Origin of the sequence: Pseudonocardia ailaonensis, assembly GCF_039531635.1 — a bacterium.
In the GTDB taxonomy this organism is placed as follows: Bacteria; Actinomycetota; Actinomycetes; order Mycobacteriales; family Pseudonocardiaceae; genus Pseudonocardia; species Pseudonocardia ailaonensis.
Map to the genome: position 1 here is coordinate 576,357 of NZ_BAAAQK010000003.1, position 21,041 is coordinate 597,397.

Consider the following 21,041-nt stretch of genomic DNA (forward strand, 5'->3'; position numbering starts at 1 on the left):
GAGTGCGATACTGGTGGCATGACTGCGCCGGCCCCCTCGACCCGCACCGCCAGCACCCGACCCGGCGGGCGTTCCGCCCGCGTGCGCGCGGCCGTGCACCGCGCGGTCGAGGAGCTGCTGGTCAGCGACCCCGGTGAGCTCACGCTCCCGGCCGTCGCCACCCGCGCCGGCGTGCACCCCACGACCCTCTACCGGCGGTGGGGATCCGTGGGCGAGCTGCTCGCCGACGTCGCCACCAGCAGGTTCACCGGGGACCTCGTGGTGCCGGACACCGGCTCCCTGCGCGGCGACCTCGAACGGTGGGCGGCGGACGTCGCGGCCGACCTCGCCGACCCGGACACCCTCGCGCTGCTCCGGGCCGCGGTCGGCGTCGGGGAGTCCGGCGCGTGCGCCTGCATCGGGGACCGCGAGGAGCAGATCGGGTCGATGCTCGACCGGGAGGCGGCCCGCGGGAACGCCGTCCCGACCGTCGAGCGCGCCACGGACGTCCTGCTCGGCGCCCTGTACTACCGCGCCGTCTTCACCGAGACCCCCGGAACCCCGGAGTGGGCCCGTTCCCTCGTCGACGTCCTCCTGCCGAGATGAACGTCAGGCACCTCTCGACCATGATCGAACAGCCCTGAGGTTCATCTCGGCGGAGGAAGGCGGTCAGCCGGAGGCGGGGCGGCGGGACAGGCGGGCGGAGTAGATGGAGTAGCCGTCGATCCAGCGGGTCACGGCGGTGGCGATCGCCGTCGCCACGATCATGGGGACGAGCAGGTCGAAGCCGGTGTGGGTCAGCTCCAGGACCAGCGCCAGGCCGGCGAGCGGGGCCTGCATCCCGGCACCGATCATGGCGGCCGCCCCGATCAGGGCGTAGGCGCCGGTCGGGGCGCCCGGCCACAGCAGTGACCATCCCCCGCCCAGGCAGGCCCCCAGCGCGGCGCCGGTCGCGATCGTCGGGGTGAAGAGTCCGCCCGACGCCCCGCTACCGAGACACAGCACGGTGAGCAGCGGCTTCAGCACGAACAGCGCGGCGAACAGCCAGAGCGCGCCGACGCCGGTGAAGGCCTGTTCGGCGAGGTCCTTGCCGTTGCCGAACAGCTGGGGGAACGCCAGGCCCACCGCGGCGAGCACCGCGAACGCCCCGAGCGGCGCGACGAGCGCCCACCGGCCGCGGGGCTGGTGGAACGACACCCACGCGACCATCCGCACGAAGGCGACCGCGACGAGGCCGATCACCACCCCGGCCGGCACCGCCCAGACGAGCTCGGCCGGATGGAACGGGAAGTCCGGCAGGTCGAGGTAGACGGGGCCGGTGGGCAACACGATCCAGGCGGTCGCGGTGGCGGTCGCCGAGCAGACCAGGGCGGGCAGGATCACCGGCAGCCGCACGGCTCCGACCAGCACCTCCGCCGTGAACAGCGCCCCGCCGAGCGGCACGTTGTACACGCAGGCGAGACCCGCTCCGGCCCCGCAGGCCACCAGTAGCCGGCGCTGCGACACCGACAGCCCCGACCACTGGGCCAGCAGGCTCCCGCACACCCCGCCCATCAGCTTCGGGGCGGCCTCGCGCCCCAGCGACGCCCCGAGCCCCACGACGATCTCGGACAGCACCGAGGTCCCCGCCGAGCGGCGGAAGCCGAGCGTGCCGTCCCCGGTCCACACGGAGTCGTCCACATCGGAGCGGCCGGGGACGTGGCGGCGCAGCAGGAACCAGCCCACGCCCGCGATCACCCCGGCGACCAGCAGCGGGACGGTCCGGCCCAGCGGCGACGCCGCCTCGACCGCGGCCTGGAAGTTGCCCCGCCCGGCGTCGCGACCGAACGCGATATCGGCCACCGCGAACAGCAGGAGCATCAGCAGCACGCCGAACAGGCCGGCCCCGATCCCGGTGAGCACCACCATCGCCCAGAACCGGGCGGTCAGCGGGACGTCGCCGTCCCCGGTCACGTTGGGCTGGTCCATGGCCCCGCGACCGGAGGAGATGCGCCGGCGCACCAGCGGCTGGGGCTCCCGGAGCCGTTCGCTCGGCCGACGATCCCTCATGTCCGGACATTCTGCAGGCTCGCCCAGTAGATGGGAAAGCCTGCCGGTCCGAGACACCGATCACTACGGTCCCGCAGATGGCCCTCCCCGCCGGCGTGCGCCGCGGCTACGCGCTCGGCAGCGTCGCGACCGGGACGTTCGGGACCGTGCCGGGGCTGCTGCTCCTCCCCTACCTCACGGACACGATCGGGGTCGCCGCCGGGCTGGCCGGCCTGCTGGTCGTGCTGCCGAAGGCGTGGGACGTGCTGCTCAACCCGGTGGCCGGCCGGCTCAGCGACCGGGCCGGCGTGCGGCGGCCGTTCCTGCTGTGGGGCGGGATCGCGCTGGCCGTGACCTTCGCGCTGATGTTCGCCGGGCCCGCGAACCCGGTGTGGGTGGTCCTGCTGTTCCTGGCCTGCGCCACCGCGTATGCGTTCTTCCAGGTCCCGTACGTGGCGATGCCCGCCGAGATGACCGACGACCCGGCCGAACGCACCCGGATCATGACGTGGCGGGTGGCGGTGCTGGCCGTCGCCATCCTCATCTCCGGGGCCACCGCGCCCCTGGTCGTCGACGTGGCCGGGCACGCCGTCATGGGCCTCTACGTCGGTGTCCTGCTGCTCGCCGGCAGCCTGGGTGCGTACGTCGGCACCCGGTCCGCCCCGCGCGTCGGGGCCACCGTCGCCTCGGGCACGCTCGCCGCGCAGCTCCGGGTGATCACCGAGGTCCCGGACTTCCGGCGGCTGCTGACCACCTGGGTCGTGCAGGCGCTCGGGATCGGCACGCTGCTGGCCGGCACCGCGTACGTCGCGCGGTACGTGCTGGGCGATCCGGCCACCTCGTCGCTGCTGTTCGCGGCGTTCGTCGGCCCCGCCCTGCTGGTGACGCCCCTGTGGGCGCGCTACGCCGCCCGCCGCGGCAAGCGGGTGGGGTACGTGGTGTCCTCGCTGGTCCTGGTGGTGGGGGCGCTCGCGACCCTCAGCGGATCGCTGGTCGGGCTCTGCATGGCCGCCGCCGTCGCCGGGATCGGGTACGCGGGGGTGCAGGTGTTCCCGCTGGCCATGCTGCCGGACGTCGCGGCCGAGGACGCCCGGGCGGGCGGGGCCAGCCGCGCCGGGATGTTCGCCGGGATCTGGACGGCGGGCGAGACGCTGGGCCTCGCGCTGGGACCCGGGATCTACGCGGCCGTGCTGCAGGTCGGCGGGTACCGCAGCGCAGGCGAGGCGCAGCCGGACGGTGCGCTGCTCGCCATCCTCCTCGGGTTCGGTGCGGTGCCCGCGGTGTTCGTGCTGCTCAGCCTGGTCGGGCTGCGCGGCTACTCCCTCGACGAAAGAAGCCCCGCGTGACCGACCTGATCGCCGAGCTGGAGGCGCTGCGGGCGCGGGACCTGCCGACCCACGGCGGCCGCACCCTGGCCTACGTGTACGACTCCGGGCTTCCGGACGCGGACGAGATCGGCCGCCGCGCGCTCGCGATGTTCGCCTCGACGAACGGGCTCGATCCCACGGCCTTCCCGAGCCTGGCGGCGATGGAGCGCGATCTGATCGCGACGGCGAAGCCGCTGGTCGGGGCCCCGGACGGCGCCGTCGGGACGGTGACGAGCGGCGGTACCGAGTCGATCCTCCTGGCGGTGCAGACCGCCCGGGACGCAGCACGTCGCGAGCGTCCGTCGATGGTGGTGCCGACGACCGCCCACGGGGCGTTCCACAAGGCGGCGCACTACTTCGGCGTGCGCGTGGTGGCCATCGACGTGGATCCGGTGTCGAAACGGGCCGTGCCGGAGGCGATGGCGGCCGCGATCGACGAGGACACCGTGCTGGTCGCCGTCTCCGCGCCCTCCTACGCCCACGGCGTCGTGGACCCGGTGGCGCCGATCGCCGCGGCGGCCGCCGAGCGGGGCGTGCGCTGCCACGTGGACGCGTGCATCGGCGGCTGGGTCCTCCCCTGGCTGGACCACGAGCCGTGGGGGCTGGACGTGGCGGGGGTGACGAGCCTGTCGGTCGACCTGCACAAGTACGCCTACACCCCCAAGGGGGTTTCCCTTCTGCTGCACCGTGATCCGGCGTTGCGGCGCCCGCAGTTCTTCGCCAGCGCGGACTGGCCGGGCTACACCATGCTCAACGCGACGATGCAGTCCACGAAGTCCGGCGGGCCGCTCGCGGCAGCCTGGGCGGTGGTGCGGCACATCGGGACCGACGGCTACCGCGCGCTCGTCGGGACCACTGTGGACGCCACCCGGCGGATCGCCGCCGCGGTCGCCGCGCACCCGCACCTGCGGCTCGCCGCCGAACCGGACACCACGCTGGTCGCGGTGGAGACCGACACGGCGCTGGACGTGTTCACCCTCTCCGACGAGATGCTCGTGCGGGGTTGGTTCACGCAGCCGCAGATGGGGTTCCGGGATCTGGCGCCCACCCTGCACCTCACGGTCTCCGCCGCCACGGCCGCGGACGAGTTCCTCGCCGACCTCGACGAGGCCGTCGCCGCGGCGGTCGCGGCCGGCCCGGTGCAGGTGGCCCCGGAGCTCCGGGCCGCGGCGGCCCAGCTCGATCCCTCCACCCTCGACGACGCCGCCTTTGACGGCCTGCTCGCCGCCGCCGGCCTGTCCGGCGACGGCCTGCCCACCCGGATGGCGCCGGTCAACGCCCTGCTCGACGCCGCCCCGCCCCGCCTGCGGGAGGCGCTGCTCATCGCGTTCCTGGACCGGCTGACCCGCTGATCGGCGGACCCCCGCGGTCGTCCTGGCGCGCAGGGGCGGGGGGTGCTGGCCACACCCGGGAGAGGCCCGGTGCCGCGATCGTGGCGGACCCCCTCCCGGCGGGAGGGTTCCTCCAGCACAGAAAGCGCCGAGGCCGCCATCCCGCGCGGCCCGGCGCCGACCCGGGAGGACACCCCATGACCGCCATGATCGACTCGCTGACCCCCGCCGACCTGCCCGCCCTCGCGGCCGCCGTCGCCGGCCCGGTCCTGCAGCCCGGCGACGAGGGCTACGCCACGGAAGTCGCCGCGTTCAACACGGCCCACGTGCCCGCCGCGGCCGTGGTCGTGGGCGCCACCTGCACCGCCGACGTCGTCGCCGCGGTCCGGTTCGCCCGCGCCACCGGCCGCAGGGTCGCCGTGCAGGCCACCGGGCACGGCCTCACCGGCGAGCTGTTCGGGACCGTGCTCGTGACCACGAAACGGATGGACGGCGTCGCGGTCGACCCGCTGAACCGCCGGGCCCGGGTGGCCGCGGGCGTGCGCTGGAGCGCGGTCGTCGAGGCGGCCGCGCCGCACGGGCTCGCCCCGCTCAACGGCTCGTCGTCGAACGTCGGGGTGGTCGGCTACACGACGGGCGGCGGGCTCGGCCCGATGGCCCGCCGGTACGGCTTCGCCGCGGACCACGTGCGGCGCTTCACGATCGTCACCGCGGACGGTGCGGCCCGGGAGGTCTCGGAGAACAGCCGGGGCGACGACGCGGACCTGTTCTGGGCCGTCCGCGGCGGCAAGGGGAACTTCGGGATCGTCACCGAGATGGAGTTCGATCTCGTCCCGGTCGCCCGGTTCTTCGGCGGCGCCGTGTTCTTCGGGGCCGACGACGCCCGCACGGTCCTGCACGCCTGGCGGGAGTGGGCGCCGACGCTGCCCGAGGAGACCGGCACGTCCGTCGCGATGCTGCGGCTGCCCCCGGACCCGGCGCTCCCGGAGCCGCTGCGCGGGCGGTTCGTCGTGGCCGTGCGGTTCACCCACCTCGGCCCGGCCGAGGAGGGCGAGGCGCTGCTCGCGCCGATGCGCGCCGCGGCCGGCCCGATCATGGACACGGTCGGCGAGCTGCCCTACGCGGCGATCGACGCCGTCCACATGGACCCGGTCGCCCCGATGCCGGTCTGGGACCGCGGCTGCGCCGTCTCGGCGCTGCCCGCCGCGGCCGTCGACGCGCTGCTCGCCGCGGCCGGACCCGAGGTGCAGGTGCCGCTCGCGATGGTCGAGCTGCGCCTGCTCGGCGGGGCGATCCGCCGGGAGCCGGAGGTGCCCAACGCCGTGGCCGGCCGCGGGGCCGCCTTCTCGGTGTTCACCGTCGGGGTGCTGGCCGGGCCGCCGATCGAGGTCGTCGCGGCCTGCGCCGCCGCCGTCGTCGAGTCGGTGGACGAGTGGAACTGCGGCGCGCTGGTGAACCTCCTCGGCCAGGCCGGTCCGGCGCGCGTCGGTGCACTGTGGGGTGACGAGGACCGCGCGCGGCTGCTCGCGATCGCCCGCCGCCTCGACCCGGCCGGGACGTTCGCCACGAACGTCGTGATCGGTTAGGCAACGGTTCGCCCACCGGCCCGCCCGCTCCATTGTGTCGGGCGGGCCGGTCGTGGGTAGATAGCCCCATGAGCGTTCAGGACGAAGGTGAGACGGTCGGCGCGCACATCGTCCCGCCGGACCCGCGGGCGGAGCGCACCCAGGCCACGGAGACGGTCGGGACCCGCGTGTGGGGGTTCGGCGGACCGACCTCGGGCGCCGGCTCGCACGACGGGCAGAGCGCCCTCAAGCTCCATCGCGGCATCTCGGTGATCGCGTTCCTGCTGTGCGTGCTCGTCGTCGTGGTGTTCCTGCTCGACGGCGTGATCGTGCCCGCGATCATCTTCGCCGTCATCGGGCTGGGCTGCGTGGGCATCTTCCTGTGGTGCAACCTGCAGCTCGCCCGGGCGCGCGCCTCCGGGGACCACTGTACCCCCACTGACCCACACGCTCCGTCACGTGTCCGATACTGAGCGCGACATCGCGTTCGGGGAGGTCGGGTGCCGGCTCGTCATCGCGCGCGGGGCCACCTGTTGCCCCGCGCGACGATCGCCCTCGTCCAGGTCCTGGGGCTCGCCGTCTGGTTCTCGGCCTCGGCGGTCGTCCCGGACCTGCGGCGGGAGTGGGGGATCGGGACCGGCGCGGCGGTCGGGCTCACCGTGTCCGTCCAGCTCGGATTCGTCGCCGGGGCGGTCGCGTCCGCGCTGCTCACCCTGCCGGACCGGCTGCGACCCCACCGCCTGCTCGCCGGCTCCGCGCTCGGCGCCGCGGGCACCACGCTCCTGCTGGCCACGGTCGCCGACGGACCGGTCGGGGCGCTGGCGCTCCGGGCCCTGACGGGCGTGTTCCTGGCCGGGGTCTACCCGGTCGGGATGAAGCTGATGACGTCCTGGTCCGGGGCCGCGCACCGCGGCCGGGACCTCGGGCTGCTGGTCGGCGCCCTCACGGTCGGCTCCGCGCTGCCGCACCTGCCCGCCACCGGCCTGCCGTGGCGGGTCGTGCTGGCGGCGCCCGCCGCCGCGGGGCTGGTCGCCGCGCTCCTCGCCGCCGTCGCCGTCCGACCCGGACCGCACCACGCGCCGTCTCCCCCGCCGGACCCGGGCTACGCCGCCCGGATGCTGCGCGACCGCGGGCCGCGGCTGGTGGTGCTGGGCTACCTCGGGCACATGTGGGAGCTGTACGCGCTGTGGACCTGGCTGCCGACCTGGCTGGGGGCCACCGGCACCGGGCTGCCGGTCGGCGCGGTGGTGTTCACGGCGGTCGGGCTGGCCGGGGCGGCCGGGTGCCTGTTCGCGGGGCGCGTCGCGGACGTCGTCGGCACGGTCCCCGTCGCCGCCGCGGCCCTCGCCGCGAGCGGCACCTGCTGCCTGCTCTCCCCCGTGCTCGTCGACGCCGGCCCGGCCGGGCTCGCCCTGTTCTGCGCGGTCTGGGGCGCGGCGGCCGTGGCCGACTCCGCGCTGTTCACCGCCGCGCTGAGCACGGTCGCGGACCGCCGCTACACGGGCACCGCGCTGACCGTGCAGACCGCGCTGGGCTTCCTGCTGACGGCGGCGAGCATCGAGCTCGTCGGGCTGGTCGCGGGGGTGGTGGGCTGGCGCTACGCCTTCCTCACGCTGCTCGTGGGGCCGGTCCTCGGCGTCGTCGCCCTCCGCCGGCTGCTCCCCGCGCGGGTGCCGGCGACCGCGTACACCTGAGCCCCGTCCACCGATCGGGGGACACGGGGATCAGCCGGCGGACCGGCCGGGCGGCCGACGGTGCGGGGGCCCGCGCGGCGAGAAGCTACTCACGGCTGGAGGAAACACCCCGCCAGGAACGCACCGAGAGAAGGCTCGCCATGAGCGCCCCGTTCGAGATCGACAACACCGTCCGCCCGACGGTCCGGATGCCGCGCGTCGACAAGGCCCGCCCCTACCGGAGCGAGGCCGCGCCGGCCCAGGTCTTCTCGGCCGACGAGCGGGGCCCGGCCGACGAGTACCGGGCCGACGGGTACCGGGCCGACGAGTACCGGGCCCGGGACTTCCGGACCACCTCGCTGGGCAACGGCGACCAGACCCCCCGCCCGACCTTCGACGCCCAGCGGCTCTGGACCGGCGGGCTGGCCACCGCGGCCGTCGCCGCCCTGGTCGGGCTGGTCGGGACCCTGGTCCTGCGGGTGGCCTTCCAGTTCGCCCCGGCCGCGCACCTCGCGACCTTCGGCACCCAGCAGACCGCGGTGCTCTGCGCGGTCGCCGCCGGCGCGGCACTCGTCGCCACGGGCATCGCCCACCTGCTGATGGTCTCGACCCCGCGGCCGCTGGCCTACCTGGGCTGGATCGTCGGCCTGGTGACCGCCGCGGCCACGGTGATCCCGCTCGTCAACACCACCGCGATCACCCTCGGGCTGGCCCAGGGTGCGCTGCACCTGGTGATCGGCCTGGCCATCGGGACCCTGGTCGGCGGCGCCGCCGCCTCGGCCACCCGGGTGGGCGCCCGCGCCCTCCGCTGAGGCCCGTCAGGCAGACTGGGAAACATGCCCCCGACCGCCACCCCGCCCGGCTCCACCGACCTCCTGGTCGTGGGGGCCGGGCCTTCCGGTTCGTCGGCCGCGGCCTGGGCGGCGCGCCACGGGATCGACGTCGTCCTGGCGGACGCGGCGGTCTTCCCCCGCGACAAGACCTGCGGAGACGGCCTGACGCCGCGGGCCGTGGCCGAGCTCGACCGGCTCGGGCTCGGCGAGTGGCTGCGCGGGCACGGCGCCAACAAGGGCCTGCGGGCCGCGGGCTTCGGGCAGGAGCTGCTGCTCCCCTGGCCCGGCGGCTCGCTGCCCGGTGAGGGCAGTGCCGTCCCCCGCACCGAGCTCGACGCCCGGATCCGCCAGGTCGCCCTCGATGCGGGGGCGGTCCCGTTCGACGGGGCCAAGGCGGTCGACGTCGAGTGGGACGGCGACCGGGTCAGCGGGGTCGTGTTCCGCACCGCGGACGGCCCGGTCACGGTGGAGTGCGAGCGGGTCGTCGTCGCCGACGGGGCCCGGTCCGGCCTCGGGCGGGTCCTCGGCCGCGAATGGCACCAGGACACCGCGTACGGCGTCGCGGCCCGCGGCTACATCCGGTCCGGCCGGCACGACGACCCGTGGATCTCCTCCCATCTCGAGCTGCGCGGCACCGAGAACGAGGTGCTCGCCGGCTACGGCTGGGTGTTCCCGCTGCACGACGGCGAGGTCAACATCGGCGTCGGCACCCTGGCCACGGACAAGCGGCCCGCGAACGTCAAGCTCGGGTCCCTGATCCGGCACTACGCGACCCTGCGCCGCGAGGACTGGCAGCTCGACGGCGAGGTCCGGGCGGTCCGGTCCGCGCTGCTGCCCATGGGCGGCGCGGTGTCCGGCGTCGCGGGGCCCAACTGGGCGCTGATCGGCGACGCGGCGGGCTGCGTGAACCCGCTCAACGGCGAGGGCATCGACTACGGGCTGGAGACGGGCCGGGTCGTGGCCGAGCTGATGACCGGCGAGAAGGACCTGCAGACGGCGTGGCCGGCCACCCTGCGCGGGCACTACGGCCAGGCCTTCTCCATCGCCCGCCGGCTCGCCGGCCTGCTGACGATCCCGCGGCTGCTACCGATCGCCGGCCCGGCCGGGATGCGCTCCACCGCGCTCATGCGGGTGGCGCTGCGGGTGATGGGCAACCTGGTCACCGACGCCGACCACGACCTGACCGCCCGCGCCTGGCGGGCGGCCGGGAGGCTGTCGCTCCGGCTGGACGACCGGCCGCCGTTCCCGGCGGCCGATCTCCGCCAGAGCGGGGGCTAGGCCGGGGAGCTAGTTCGGGGAGCGGCCGACGTCCGGCGCCTCGAGCGCCCACAGCATCGTGGTGGTGGCGATTCCGACCTCGCCGAGGAACCGTTCGACCGCGGACAGCTCGGCGATGCTGAACGCCGACGCGACGCCGTCCGTGCGCGCGCCCAGCATCTCCATGAGCTCGCCCGCGACGGTGAGCCCCCCGTCCGAGACCCGCAGCCGCACCCGGCGCCGGTCCACCGCGTCGGGTTCCCGGCGCACCATGCCCGAGCGGACGAGCCGGTCGACCAGCCCGGTGACCGCGCCCGAGGTGAGCAGCTGGGTGTGCGACAGGTCGCCGGGCGTGGCCGGTTCCCCGCCGAGCTCCGCCAGCCGGATCGCCAGCAGCGCATGGACGTCTCCGGAGCGCATCCCGCGCCGACGCGCATAGACGTCGACGAGCCGGGTGGCGTCCATGCTCAGCCGGTGCAGCCGCTCCCCCACCCGCGCCGCGAGCATCGCGTGCTCGGTGAGCGCCGCACCCTCTGCCGACCGCTGGGCCGGCATCCGTCCGTTGCCGCGTTCCTCCTCGCGCACCCCGCTCACGCCTCCTCCCGGAGAGCGGCCTCGATGCGCGGCACGGCCTGGCGCGCGGCCAGGTGCAGGCGGGCCACGTTCGGCCCGTCGTTGCCGAAGAGCACCAGCACGCCACGCCCGGGGAGCTGCTGCACGGCGACGCAGCCGCGCGCCCCCTGCACGACGGTCGACGACGCCTCGCCCAGCAGCAGGACGTTCGCGAACTGGGCGCCGAGCCCGGCGGCCGCCGCGGACAGCGCCGCCACCACCTCCGGCTCGGCCCCGCCCGCCCCGGTCGCCATCCCCCGGAAGTCCGAGGCCACGAGCATCCCGTCCGGCGTCGCGACGAGCGCCCCGGACACTCCGATCGCGTCGTCGAGGACCTCGCTCAGCGCGATGTGCAACGCGTCCCGCACGAACTCGCGGGGATCGCGGGGATCGCGGAGCACGTCCCGGGGGTCGCGCTGCGCGGGTACGACCGCGAGGCCGTGCGGGTCCGTGGCCAGGCCGTCCGTGTGCTCGTGGGTGGTCCCGGTGGTCATCGGCCCGCTCCTTCGCCGAGGATCCGCCGGGGCAGCGCGGGCCGGGGGCCCGGATCCGGCGGCGGGCCCGGCCTCCCGCGGCGCCGGGTGAACAGGGAGACGACCCGGTTCTCCCGCGGCGCGCCGGTCCCGGGGGCGGTGGGCCCGGAGGAGACGACCTCCGAGGGGACGACCTCGGCGGAGACGGACTCGGAGGAGGCCGGCGCGGCCGAGACCCCCTCGCGGGACTCCGCCTCGGACGCCGGCACGCGGACCGGCACGACCATCGTCCGCTCGACGTCCCCGGTGCTCGTCGGTGGGCGGGCGGCGAGGGGACGGGTCCGGACCGGGATGCCGGCCAGGGCCGGACCCCGCACGGGGACACCGGATCCCGGCGTCCCGGGAGCCGCCCCGGCCGCCGCGGAGGTCCGGGCCGCCCACCGGGCCGGCACGGGAGCAGGACGGGTGCCGGGCGGCAGCGGGTACGACGGGGTCAGCGAGGCCGCCCGCCGGTCCCGCACGGACGAGTAGGTGGTCCGGACCGGCTCCGGCACGACGACCGGCGACGGGGACACGGCCGGCGACGAGGACGCTGCCGGAGAGGGCGGGTCGCTCGCGGGGACGGTTCCCCGGTCCAGCCGCACGTGCCCCCGCTCCTGCAGCGCGACGACGTCGAGCAGCACCCCGAACACGCCACGGTCCAGCAGGAACGCGATGTCCCGCACCGTGAGGCCACCGTCGGACAGACCCCGCACCGCACGCTCTCCGGGGGTGAGGGCGGCGTGGCCGTCGCGCGACAGCGCCACCGGCCGGTCCTCCTCCGGATGCGGCCCCTCCGGGGCGCCGAACGCCCCGAGCCTGCGCTCGACCTCGGCGAGCGCCCGGTCGACCTCCAGGCCGCCCTCGATCGGCATCTCCTGCCTGTCCCCCTCGACGCGGACCCCCTCGACCCGCCCGGCCGCGATCACGAAGAGCGCGTCCGCCACGGCCGCCCGGCTCAGCGGGCCGCCGGGAGCCGGTGGCGCGCCGCGGCGCGACGGCGACGGGATCGCCAGGGGCGATCCCGTGGTCCACACCCCCGCGACCTGCCCGCCGCGCACCCGGATCAGGCCGCCCGGCCGGCCGGCGACGTGCACCGCCGCCGCGCCCGGACCGCGCCGGGACCGCAGTGCCTCGGCCACCGCCGCCCAGTTGCCGCTCGTCGCCTCGTCCCCCGACCCGGTCGGTACGTTCCGGAGCCCCTCAGCATCCGTCCGCACGTCCGTTCCTCCCCACCGCCGGACTCTGCTTGCCGGCTGTCACACCCGCCACCACTTCCGCGAACCGCGCGGCCGGACCTATTCCCAGGCTCCCCCGTCAGACATTGCCCCACTACCGGCGAGCAGCTTTGGCGTGAGCCTACGTCACCTTTCCCGGGGCCTCACCGCACCCCGCCGGAATGGTTATTCGGTGTCCCCGGACGTGTGTTAGCGTCGCGCCGGTCGGGGACCACCGATTCGGAGACGAAGGATCGCCATGGACATCGAGACCGCACTCAAGAGCGCAATGGAGATCGACGGCGCGATCGGCGCCGCGCTGGTCGACTACGACAGCGGCATGGCACTGGGCACGATGGGCGGCGGCCGACACCTCGACCTGGAGGTGGCCGCTGCCGGGAACACCGAGGTCGTGCGGGCCAAGATGCGCACGATGGCCTCGCTCGACCTGGGCGACGAGATCGAGGACGTCCTCATCACGCTGGGCCGTCAGTACCACCTGATCCGCCTCCTGAACTCCGCCCACGGGTCGTCGCTGTTCCTCTATCTCGCGCTCGACCGGGGCCGCGCGAACCTCGCCATGGCACGTCACGAACTGCGCCGTGTGGAAAGCCAGCTGACCGTCTGAGAAGACGCTTTTCAGGGGCGCGACGCCGCGTGCGTCGCGCCCCTTTTTCCTCTTGTTTGGCGAGATTCTTCGGGGGTCACCGAATTCCGCAGTCCGTACCATCCCGGTCTTTCTCCCGGGCCCTCGGAATTCGCCCCGGAGAGTCACCGCGCCCCGTCGAGCTCCCGCATCACCTGGCGCGCCTGGGCCAGGAGCATGCCGAGGTTGGCCTCCAGCCGGCAGACGACCGCCGCGACGATGTCGGGGCTGTGCCTGCTCCGCAGGAACAGGTGGATGAGGCTGTCGCTGTTGACCAGGATCTCCTGGAAGTAGTGGTGCGCGCCGGGCTCGAGGCCGCGGCGCTCACGCCACATGTGCTCGACCTGTGTGACGGTGCGCCCCTGGAAGAGGTCGGCGGTGGCCGCGGCCAGCACGTCCAGGATCTCGCGTGGGTGCTCGTCGACGGTGTCCGCGTCGAGCAGCATCCCCGTGGACATGTCCACGATGCCGGAGGCGACGTACTCGGGGATCTCATGGCGGAACGACTTGAGAGCCGTGTCCACGACCTGCGTCAGATTCACAGGGAACCTCGTGTCTCGGGGAACATTCATCGCGCAAGAAGGGGGAGCTTGCACACGCACGCGCGACGGTCGGAGTCTTACCGAGGTGGCGGACCACGTCAAGCTTTCAATGAACGAGAATTCCTCGACAAGGCCTTTCTCGCCGCTCGAATCAATGACTCGCAAAGTTGTTCGCCTCGCGAGATAACTGACGGTGCTCGATCAGCCACACGCTGGTCGCTCCTCGCCCGCACCCCCCACGAACAGGCGCGACAGGGCCTCGACCCAGTGTCCGATGTGGTGGGACACCGGCGGTGCCGGAAACCCGGTGCTGCGGCGAACGGCCTAAGGCGATGCTCGGTGCGAGCGTCGGTCCGCCTGGCGGAAAATCGCCGGTAGGCGACCCAGAAACCACTCCGGAAGAGTCACGAATGAGGCCGCTGCGATTAGCGGGACCGGCGTGACGAAAAGTCCGGATCACCGGCCGAATACTCAGCTCCCGACGAGCGTCTGATTCCCCGCGACCGCGGTGAGGAACCGATCGACCACGGCGAGTTCCTCCGGGGTGAACCCGTGCAGGACCCCCGCGAACCGCGACCCCACGGTCGCGACGAGCTCGTCCGCGAGCCGGCGACCCTGCTCCTCGCCGGTCAGGTACACCCGGCGGCGGTCGCCGGCGTCGGGACACCGGCGGACGTGACCGGCCCGGACCAGGCGATCCACGATCCCGGTCGCCCCGCCGGAGCTCACGCGCAGGACGACCGACAGCTCACCGGGCGTCAGAGGCCGCCCCTGGGCGTCCGCGGCGGCGATCGCGACCAGTGCGTGCATCTCCAACGGGCGCATCCGGGTGCGCAGCGCGGCCGCCTCGAGCGTGCGCTGCGTCCCCGCCCAGGCCCCGTGCAGGCGCCGGCCGAGCCACGCGATGCCGTCCGCCACGCCGCCCCGGCCCTCACCCCCGGGCTGCGGGTCCCCGTCCGCGTACGGGTACCCCGCGGACTCCGCGACCCGTTCCCGGGGACCCCCGTCCTCGGCGGTCACCGCGGCCGCCCCCCTACCCGGTGCCCCGTGTGACCGCAGTCATTCCTCCGACTCTGCATCTCCGGACTCCCCTCCCCCGACCGGTCCACAGCGAGAACGCGCATTCGAGTGAAGCACAGCCTGGCCTCCCCGACCTGCCGGCCGGGCCGGGGCGACGGCGCTGGATGATCTCTGCGTCACAATCCGCAGCAGGCGGAATACGATGCGTAGCAGGGCCATCGCGCCCACCCACCGTCCACTAGGGAGGATCTGGGCAGTTGTCCAGCAGGTCGGGAGGGGGTTCCCGGGACACTCCGCCGCATCAGCCGGGTGATCTCCCGGTAACGCCCGGGCCTGCCGATTCTCGTCCGCTGGAGCGGACGATCCCACCTGCCGACGAGATCCGGGAAGCGGTGCCGGACTCACCCGACCGGGTCGCGCAGCCGTGCGACTCCCGGGTCCGGGACGGTGTGACATGTCGCCCCGACGGCGGTGACGCAAGTCGATCAGGTGAGTCGCGTCACCCCGGGGCGCCGCGCCGCCCGGGACGGGCCGTTCAGGCCGTCCGGTTCTTGCGGAGCATCACGCGACCGACCAGCTCCACGAGCAGTCCCGCCACGAGGCCGAGACCCACCGCCACGCCGAGCCGCAGCCACGTCACGTCCAGCAGGAACACCCCGTGGCCGAGGGCCGGCACCGCCAGGATCACCACCACCACGAGCGCCATCAGCCCGATCAGGCCGACCTTCCACGCGACGAGCGGCCGGGCGAACAGCGACAGCGCCCACAGGGAGGCCACCAGCACCGTCACCGTGGCCACCGTCTGCCCGGCGGTGAGCCCGCCGACGGGGTCGATCGCCCGGATCGTCCGGTCCCCGGCGTAAGCCGCGGCGCCGATCAGCACGCCGACGGGGATGGCGAGCCGCAGCACCCGGTTGAGGAAGCCGGGCACGTACCGGCGGCGGTTGGGGCCCAGCGCGAGCACGAAGCCGGGGATGCCGATGGTCACGGCCGAGATCAGCGTGAGCTGGATCGGCGCGAGCGGGTAGGCGGCGGCCGTGGCGACCACCACGAGCGCCATGACCAGCGAGTACACGTTCTTGACGAGGAACAGGTTCGCAGCGCGCTCGATGTTGGCGATCACCCGCCGGCCCTCGGCGACGACGTCCGGAAGGTGGGAGAACTTGCCGTCGAGCAGCACGAGCTGGGCCACCGCGCGGGTGGCCGCGGCCCCGTTGCCCATCGCGACGCCGATGTCCGCGTCCTTGAGCGCCATCGCGTCGTTCACGCCGTCCCCGGTCATCGCGACGACGTGCCCGCGGCTCTGCAGGGCCGTGACGATCGCCCGCTTCTGCTGCGGCGTGACCCGCCCGAACACGGCGTGGTGCTCGAGGACCTCGGCCAGCTCGTCCGGGTCCTCGGGCAGGGTGCGGGCGTCGACGGCCTCGGCGGCGCTGCTGATCCCCGGCAGCCCGACGGCGGTGGCGACGGCCCCGACGGTGAGCGGGTTGTCCCCGGAGATCACCCGCAGCGAGACGCCCTGCTCGGCGAAGTAGGCGAGGGTGTCCGCGGCGTCCGCGCGCACCCGCTCGGCCAGCACGACCAGGGCCTGCGGGGCGAGGGCCGCGGGCAGGCCGTCCCCGGCGAGCGCGGCGTCCGTGCGGGCCAGGACCAGCACCCGGCGGCCCTCCGAGGCGATCTCCCCCGCCGTCTCCAGCAGGGGGCCGCCACCGGCAGGGAAGACCATCTCCGGGGCGCCGAAGACCCAGGTGCCCCGTCCGTCGGCGGTGAAGGCCGACCACTTGCGGGCGGACGAGAAGGGCACCGCCGCCGCCGTCGTCCAGGTCGGGCCGCCGAACTCGGGGGCCAGCGCGGCGGCCGTCGCGTTCGCGTCGTCCCCGGAGGCGCAGAGCGCGAGCGCCTCGCGCACGGCCTCCGCGTCGGCGTCGTCCGCGGTGACCAGGCGGTCGAACACGATGTCGCCGTGGGTGAGGGTGCCCGTCTTGTCCAGGCAGACGACGTCCACCCGGGCGAGCACCTCGACTGCCGGCAGCTCCTGCACGAGCGTCTGCTTGCGGGCGAGCGTGACGGCGCCGAGCATGAAGGCGAGGCTGGTGAGCAGGACCAGACCCTCGGGGACCATGCCGACCAGGGCGGCGACCGTGCCCGTCACGCCGTCCTGCCAGGTCTCGGTGTCGCTGCTGCGGAACTGGCTCCACACCAGCAGCGGCGCCACGACCAGCATCATCAGCGAGATCCAGCGCAGGAGCGTGTTCGTGCCGCCGACCAGCTCCGAGGAGACCTTGGTGAACTTCTTGGCCTCGGCCGTGAGCCGGGTGGCGTAGGCCTCCGCGCCGATCGCCGTGGCCCGGAACCGGCCCTGACCGGCGACGACGATCGAGCCCGACCGCACCTGGTCGCCGGGCGCCTTGTCGATCGGGTCCGACTCGCCGGTGAGCAGCGACTCGTCGACCTCGAGCCCGGCGGAGGCCGTGACCTCGCCGTCCGCGGGCACCTGGTCGCCGGAGCGGAGCTCGATCAGCTCGTCCGCGACCACGCCGTCGACGTCGATCTCGCTGAGCTCGCCGTCGCGCACCACGCGCGCGTGCGGCGCGTTGAGCACCGCGAGCTTGTCCAGCGTCCGCTTGGCCCGGACCTCCTGGAACACGCCGATCGCGGTGTTGGCCACGATGACCAGGCCGAACAGGCCGTTCTGCCAGCGCCCGGTGGCCAGGATGACCACGAACAGCGCCAGCAGCAGCCCGTTGAACGGCGTGACGACGTTCGCCCGGATGATCTGCGGGAGGCTGCGGCTGGTGTGCGCGTCGACCGCGTTGGTCCGGCCGGCGGCGACCCGCTCGGCCACCTGCGCCGCGGTCAGCCCCGTGTCCGCGAGCACGCCGGGATCGGCGAGCCCCGTCCCGGCCAGGCCCGGCGGCCGGTCCCCCACGACGTCCGACATCCCTGCGGTCCCCCTCGCCCGGTGTTCGCCGGATTCGTCCGACTTCGTGTTCTCGCGCCGGGGCGTCCGAACGCTACTGGGGTGTCGGCCCCGCCCGGAAGCCCGGACCGGACCCGACTCCCCGGCCGGGTGACGCGGCCTGCTCGCGCGGTCCATCCGGCCGACGGGGCATGTCCTGCGGTGTCACGGGGTATCCGGGCCCGAACCGGACCGGGAGGAGGGCGCCACGATGACCGATCCGCCACGCCCGCCCGGCCGTGAGGCGGTGCGCTGGAGCTACGACCCCGCACCCGACGTCCCCGCCGGCCTGCGCCGCCGGCTCGCCCCGGTCCTGGCCGCCTGGGAGATCGCCGCCGACGTGGCCGAGGACGTGCTGCTCGTGGTCACCGAGCTGGCCGCGAACGTGGTCGACCACGCCCGCACGCCCTTCGAGATCTCCCTGGAGCGCATGCCCGGCGTGCTCCGGATCGCCGTCCGCGACGGTTCCTCGCGCCTGCCCGAGCCCCGGGACCTCGACCCCGCCGCCGCTCGGGGGCGCGGCCTGCTGGTGGTGCAGGCGGTGTGCCGGACCTGGGGGTACGAGCTGCACGCCGCGGGCGCCCGGACGGGCAAGACCGTCACGGCCGAGCTCGCGGGCTGACCCCCGGGGCGCGCCTGCCATGATGCCCGGCGTGGCTGCCAAGGGTGCGAGCGAGGAACGCGCGGGCGTCGCGCTGTCGAGCCTGGACTCCCCGGTGACGGACGGGCCGGAGACCAAGCGCGACCTCGTCGACTATCTCGACGCCGTCGCCGACCGGATCGTCCCGGTGCTGGCGGAGCGCCCGCTGTCGGTGATCCGGGTGCGGCCGGGGCAGGAGCCGTTCATGCAGAAGAACGTGCCCAGGTACGCCCCGGAGTGGCTGCGCACCACCACGATCCGCTCGCAGACCGGCCGCGACGTGCACTACGCCCTGGTCGACGACCGGCGTTCGCTGCTCTGGTTCGCCAACCAGCGGGCCGTCGAGTACCACCCGGGGCTCTTCACCGTCGGGGCCTCGGAGCCCGCGCACCTGGTGCTCGACCTCGATCCGCCGGAGGGGGCGGGGTTCGACGCGGTCGTCGCCGTGGCCACGCTCGTCCGGCAGGCGCTGGCCGTCGCCGGCCTCGAGGGCGCGGTGAAGACCAGCGGCGCGAAGGGCGTGCACATCCTGGTCCCGTTGCGGGACACCGCGTTCGACGATGCCGCCGCGGCCACCCGGGCCCTCGCGGCCCGTACCGAGCGCCTCGATCCGTCGATCGCCACGACCGCGTTCGTGCGGGAGGACCGCGAGGGCAAGGTCTTCGTGGACTCCACCCGGGCCGGCGGGGCCACGATCGTCGCCGCCTACAGCCCGCGGATCCGGCCGGGTCTGCCGGTCTCGTACCCCGTGGCCTGGGACGAGCTGGGCTCGGTGACGCCGGGCGACTTCACGATCGCGACCGTCCCCGGCCTGATCGGGGCCGGCGACCCCTGGCGCGACGCCCAGCCGGCCCCGCAGACGCTGCCCGCGGACCTCGTCGCCGAGGGCCACGAGATCCCGATTGCCCGGGTGCAGGCGATGCACGAGGGCAAGCGCCGCAAGCGCGCCCGCGAGCGCGGCGAGACCTGAGAACGGGCCGGCCCCGCCTCCCCCGCGGGCGGGCCCGGCCCCTGTGAGTGGCGATGGTCGCCAGAGCGACCATCGCCACTCACGAGTAGTCAGCCGGTGACGCCGAGCCGGTACGGCACGACCTCGGGGGTCGGCGCGGTCTGCAGGGTCACCGGGGTGGCCGGGGCCACCGGCTCGTCCTCGTCGGTGGTGGGCACGGCGGTCGTCGTGGGCTCGTCCTTCGCCGGGGCGTCCTCCAGGGCGCAGGACACCGCACCGACCGTGACCTGCAGGACCGGGTCGCCCGGGGCGCCGGCGCTCACGCCGAGGGCGCCGAGCAGGGACCCGACCGTCGTCGCGTTCTGGGCCTTGGCCGGGGCGCCGAGCAGGCCCGCGAGGCCCTTGCCCAGCTCCTTCTCCGTGGGGGTGAGCGTGCGGGCGGGGTCGTTCCCGCCGAGCAGGGTGATCACCACACCCTTCGCGCTGATCGAGCCCTTGTCGCGGGTGACCGTGTCGAGCTCGACCTTGATCAGCGTCGAGTTCCCCAGCTCCTGGTGCGAGGCCGGCACCGCGAACGTCTTGCCCAGCAGCGAGCCGCGGGTGAAGTCGAGGCCGGCCGAGCCGCCGTCCGCACCGTTGCACCAGGTCCGGACGTTCTGCATCTGCAGCACCGTGAGCAGCTTCAGGTCGGCGACGGTCGTCTGCGCCTGGTGGCCGCGGGCTTCGGCCGTGAGCGCGCCCGTCGAGAGCCCGACGCCGAGCTTCGACAGGTCCGCGGACGCGACGAACGAGCGCTGCGGGTCGTCGTCGCCGCGGGAGGACACGGCGTCGGAGTCGTAGGACACGAGCATCCCGCCGACGGAGAAGGCCCGGGCCTGGGACTGCACGGGCGCGGGGCCCTGCTCGGCGGACGCGCCCGTGGCTCCGAGGACCAGCACCACCGCGGCGGTCGCGGCACCCACGGCGGCAGCTCCGGCACCGGCGAACTTCGAGGTCAACACGTGTGGTCCCTTCAGGCGTTGTCGATGGAGACGAGGGTGCCGAGCGGCACCTGGGCGAGGCGCTTGAGCGCATCCGCGGGGACGCGGACGCACCCGTCGCTGGTCGCCGTGCCGAACACGTCGGACGTCGGCCAGGTGTGGATCGCGACGGTCCCCGGGCCGCCGCCGAAGGTGTCGTGCGTCGGGCTGTGCGTGCCCAGCGGCAGGATCACCGGCGAGTACTTCTGCTGGTCGTCGCTGAAGGCGCCGAGCAGGAACGTGCGCCCGGTGGGCGTCGGCGCGGAGGGCTTGCCGATGCCGACGGTCCAGCGGGCGAGGCGCGTGCCGTCCTGGAAGAGGTCGAGCGTGCGCGACTTCAGGTGCACCGCGATCCGGTACGGCGTGGCCGCCGACTCCACGTCGGCCGCGGGCAGCCAGCCCGTCGAGGCGTCCGGACGGGAGGGCAGCAGGACCTGCATCCAGGAGCCCTGCTGGGCGATCACGGGCAGCCAGGTGTCGCCGATCTGCTTCGCCGGCATCCGGGCGATCGGACGGCCGTCGGGGGCATCGTGGACGACGGTGTCGCGCACCGGGTGCACCACCCGCCCGTCGGTGAGGCCCTCCGGCGCGGGATCGGTGGGCGCCCCGTCGACGCTGGTCCAGGTCGTGCTCTCGGGCAGCGACGCGACGTCCACGGCGGGGGCGGCGAGCGTGGCCGATCCGCCGCCCGGCCGCACGGGCGACGGCGCACCCCCGACCAGCAGGCCGATGCCCAGGATCGCGGCGAGCAGCGTGATCACCCCGAGCGACGCCCACCCCACGAGGACGGCGCGGGAGGTCCGGCGGGCACGGGTACGAGGCGGCCGGGGCAGCGTGTGGTTGGCCACGCCGCTCACCAGACCCGGTTGCGGGAGGTGAGGGTGGCGGAGGT

Annotated in this window: 20 protein-coding genes; 11 read left to right on the forward strand and 9 right to left on the reverse strand. The window is 74.8% G+C overall.

The annotated features are described in order from the left end of the window. The first annotated feature begins 18 nt into the window (after window positions 1-18). Window positions 19-585: a TetR-like C-terminal domain-containing protein gene (locus tag ABD324_RS05405; RefSeq protein ID WP_344412955.1), complete on the forward strand. Its 567-nt coding sequence runs from the start codon at window positions 19-21 to the stop codon at window positions 583-585. Window positions 586-648: 63 nt separating this feature from the next. Here the strand turns inward: ABD324_RS05405 and ABD324_RS05410 are convergent, their stop codons facing one another. After that, window positions 649-2,028, reverse strand: coding sequence for a chloride channel protein (locus tag ABD324_RS05410; protein ID WP_344412957.1), 1,380 nt, complete (start codon window positions 2,026-2,028; stop codon window positions 649-651). A 77-nt stretch (window positions 2,029-2,105) separates the two neighbouring features. Between ABD324_RS05410 and ABD324_RS05415 the strand changes: the two genes are divergently transcribed. The 7 genes from ABD324_RS05415 to ABD324_RS05445 all read left to right on the forward strand — a co-directional run bounded on the left by ABD324_RS05415 (window position 2,106) and on the right by ABD324_RS05445 (window position 10,054). Then, the gene (locus ABD324_RS05415; RefSeq protein ID WP_344412959.1) at window positions 2,106-3,353 is read left to right on the forward strand and encodes an MFS transporter; all 1,248 of its coding nucleotides are present in this window, start codon (window positions 2,106-2,108) and stop codon (window positions 3,351-3,353) included. Next, a complete protein-coding gene (locus ABD324_RS05420) occupies window positions 3,350-4,726 on the forward strand; it encodes a pyridoxal phosphate-dependent decarboxylase family protein (RefSeq protein WP_344412961.1) in 1,377 nt (458 codons plus the stop codon). Before ABD324_RS05415 ends, ABD324_RS05420 begins: the two co-directional genes overlap by 4 nt. Before the next feature lie 176 nt (window positions 4,727-4,902). Further along, on the forward strand, window positions 4,903-6,291 hold the full coding sequence (locus tag ABD324_RS05425; RefSeq protein ID WP_344412964.1) for an FAD-binding oxidoreductase: 1,389 nt from the start codon (window positions 4,903-4,905) through the stop codon (window positions 6,289-6,291). A gap of 68 nt (window positions 6,292-6,359) precedes the next feature. Continuing rightward, window positions 6,360-6,743 carry a hypothetical protein gene (locus tag ABD324_RS05430; protein WP_344412966.1) on the forward strand — a complete coding sequence of 128 codons (384 nt, stop codon included), beginning with the start codon at window positions 6,360-6,362 and terminating at the stop codon, window positions 6,741-6,743. A gap of 27 nt (window positions 6,744-6,770) precedes the next feature. After that, the gene (locus ABD324_RS05435; protein ID WP_344412968.1) at window positions 6,771-7,964 is read left to right on the forward strand and encodes an MFS transporter; all 1,194 of its coding nucleotides are present in this window, start codon (window positions 6,771-6,773) and stop codon (window positions 7,962-7,964) included. A gap of 140 nt (window positions 7,965-8,104) precedes the next feature. Next, window positions 8,105-8,755: a hypothetical protein gene (locus ABD324_RS05440; protein WP_344412970.1), complete on the forward strand. Its 651-nt coding sequence runs from the start codon at window positions 8,105-8,107 to the stop codon at window positions 8,753-8,755. A 24-nt stretch (window positions 8,756-8,779) separates the two neighbouring features. Beyond that, window positions 8,780-10,054: a geranylgeranyl reductase family protein gene (locus ABD324_RS05445; protein WP_344412972.1), complete on the forward strand. Its 1,275-nt coding sequence runs from the start codon at window positions 8,780-8,782 to the stop codon at window positions 10,052-10,054. Window positions 10,055-10,063: 9 nt separating this feature from the next. Here the strand turns inward: ABD324_RS05445 and ABD324_RS05450 are convergent, their stop codons facing one another. From ABD324_RS05450 to ABD324_RS05460, 3 genes are read right to left on the reverse strand one after another with little or no spacing between them, the layout of a single operon-like run. Continuing rightward, window positions 10,064-10,627, reverse strand: a complete 564-nt coding sequence (locus ABD324_RS05450) for a MarR family winged helix-turn-helix transcriptional regulator (RefSeq protein ID WP_344412975.1) — start codon at window positions 10,625-10,627, stop codon at window positions 10,064-10,066. Next, the gene (locus ABD324_RS05455; RefSeq protein WP_344412977.1) at window positions 10,624-11,139 is read right to left on the reverse strand and encodes a roadblock/LC7 domain-containing protein; all 516 of its coding nucleotides are present in this window, start codon (window positions 11,137-11,139) and stop codon (window positions 10,624-10,626) included. The genes ABD324_RS05450 and ABD324_RS05455 overlap by 4 nt, the downstream gene beginning before the upstream one ends. Continuing rightward, window positions 11,136-12,377, reverse strand: a complete 1,242-nt coding sequence (locus ABD324_RS05460; protein WP_344412979.1) for a hypothetical protein — start codon at window positions 12,375-12,377, stop codon at window positions 11,136-11,138. The genes ABD324_RS05455 and ABD324_RS05460 overlap by 4 nt, the downstream gene beginning before the upstream one ends. 256 nt (window positions 12,378-12,633) lie before the next feature. Here ABD324_RS05460 and ABD324_RS05465 point away from each other — a divergent pair, with 256 nt between their 5' ends. Continuing rightward, window positions 12,634-13,002 (forward strand): hypothetical protein, encoded by a 369-nt coding sequence (locus ABD324_RS05465; protein ID WP_344412981.1) that lies wholly within the window; start codon window positions 12,634-12,636, stop codon window positions 13,000-13,002. 143 nt (window positions 13,003-13,145) lie between these two features. Here ABD324_RS05465 and ABD324_RS05470 read toward each other — a convergent pair whose 3' ends face one another. From ABD324_RS05470 to ABD324_RS05480, 3 genes are all read right to left on the reverse strand, one after another. Then, a complete protein-coding gene (locus tag ABD324_RS05470) occupies window positions 13,146-13,562 on the reverse strand; it encodes a hypothetical protein (RefSeq protein WP_344412983.1) in 417 nt (138 codons plus the stop codon). A gap of 471 nt (window positions 13,563-14,033) precedes the next feature. Next, the gene (locus ABD324_RS05475; protein WP_344412985.1) at window positions 14,034-14,582 is read right to left on the reverse strand and encodes a MarR family winged helix-turn-helix transcriptional regulator; all 549 of its coding nucleotides are present in this window, start codon (window positions 14,580-14,582) and stop codon (window positions 14,034-14,036) included. 535 nt (window positions 14,583-15,117) lie between these two features. After that, window positions 15,118-17,523: an HAD-IC family P-type ATPase gene (locus ABD324_RS05480; protein WP_344412987.1), complete on the reverse strand. Its 2,406-nt coding sequence runs from the start codon at window positions 17,521-17,523 to the stop codon at window positions 15,118-15,120. 229 nt (window positions 17,524-17,752) lie between these two features. Between ABD324_RS05480 and ABD324_RS05485 the strand changes: the two genes are divergently transcribed. Both ABD324_RS05485 and ABD324_RS05490 read left to right on the forward strand, forming a co-directional pair. After that, window positions 17,753-18,163, forward strand: coding sequence for an ATP-binding protein (locus ABD324_RS05485; protein ID WP_344412989.1), 411 nt, complete (start codon window positions 17,753-17,755; stop codon window positions 18,161-18,163). A gap of 31 nt (window positions 18,164-18,194) precedes the next feature. After that, entirely contained in the window at window positions 18,195-19,151 is a 957-nt protein-coding gene (locus ABD324_RS05490; RefSeq protein ID WP_344412991.1) for a DNA polymerase domain-containing protein, read from the forward strand. Between the two features lie 89 nt (window positions 19,152-19,240). Here ABD324_RS05490 and ABD324_RS05495 read toward each other — a convergent pair whose 3' ends face one another. After that, on the reverse strand, window positions 19,241-20,131 hold the full coding sequence (locus tag ABD324_RS05495) for a hypothetical protein (protein ID WP_344412993.1): 891 nt from the start codon (window positions 20,129-20,131) through the stop codon (window positions 19,241-19,243). An 11-nt stretch (window positions 20,132-20,142) separates the two neighbouring features. Further along, the gene (locus ABD324_RS05500) at window positions 20,143-20,997 is read right to left on the reverse strand and encodes a L,D-transpeptidase (RefSeq protein WP_344412995.1); all 855 of its coding nucleotides are present in this window, start codon (window positions 20,995-20,997) and stop codon (window positions 20,143-20,145) included. Between the last annotated feature and the right edge of the window lie 44 nt (window positions 20,998-21,041).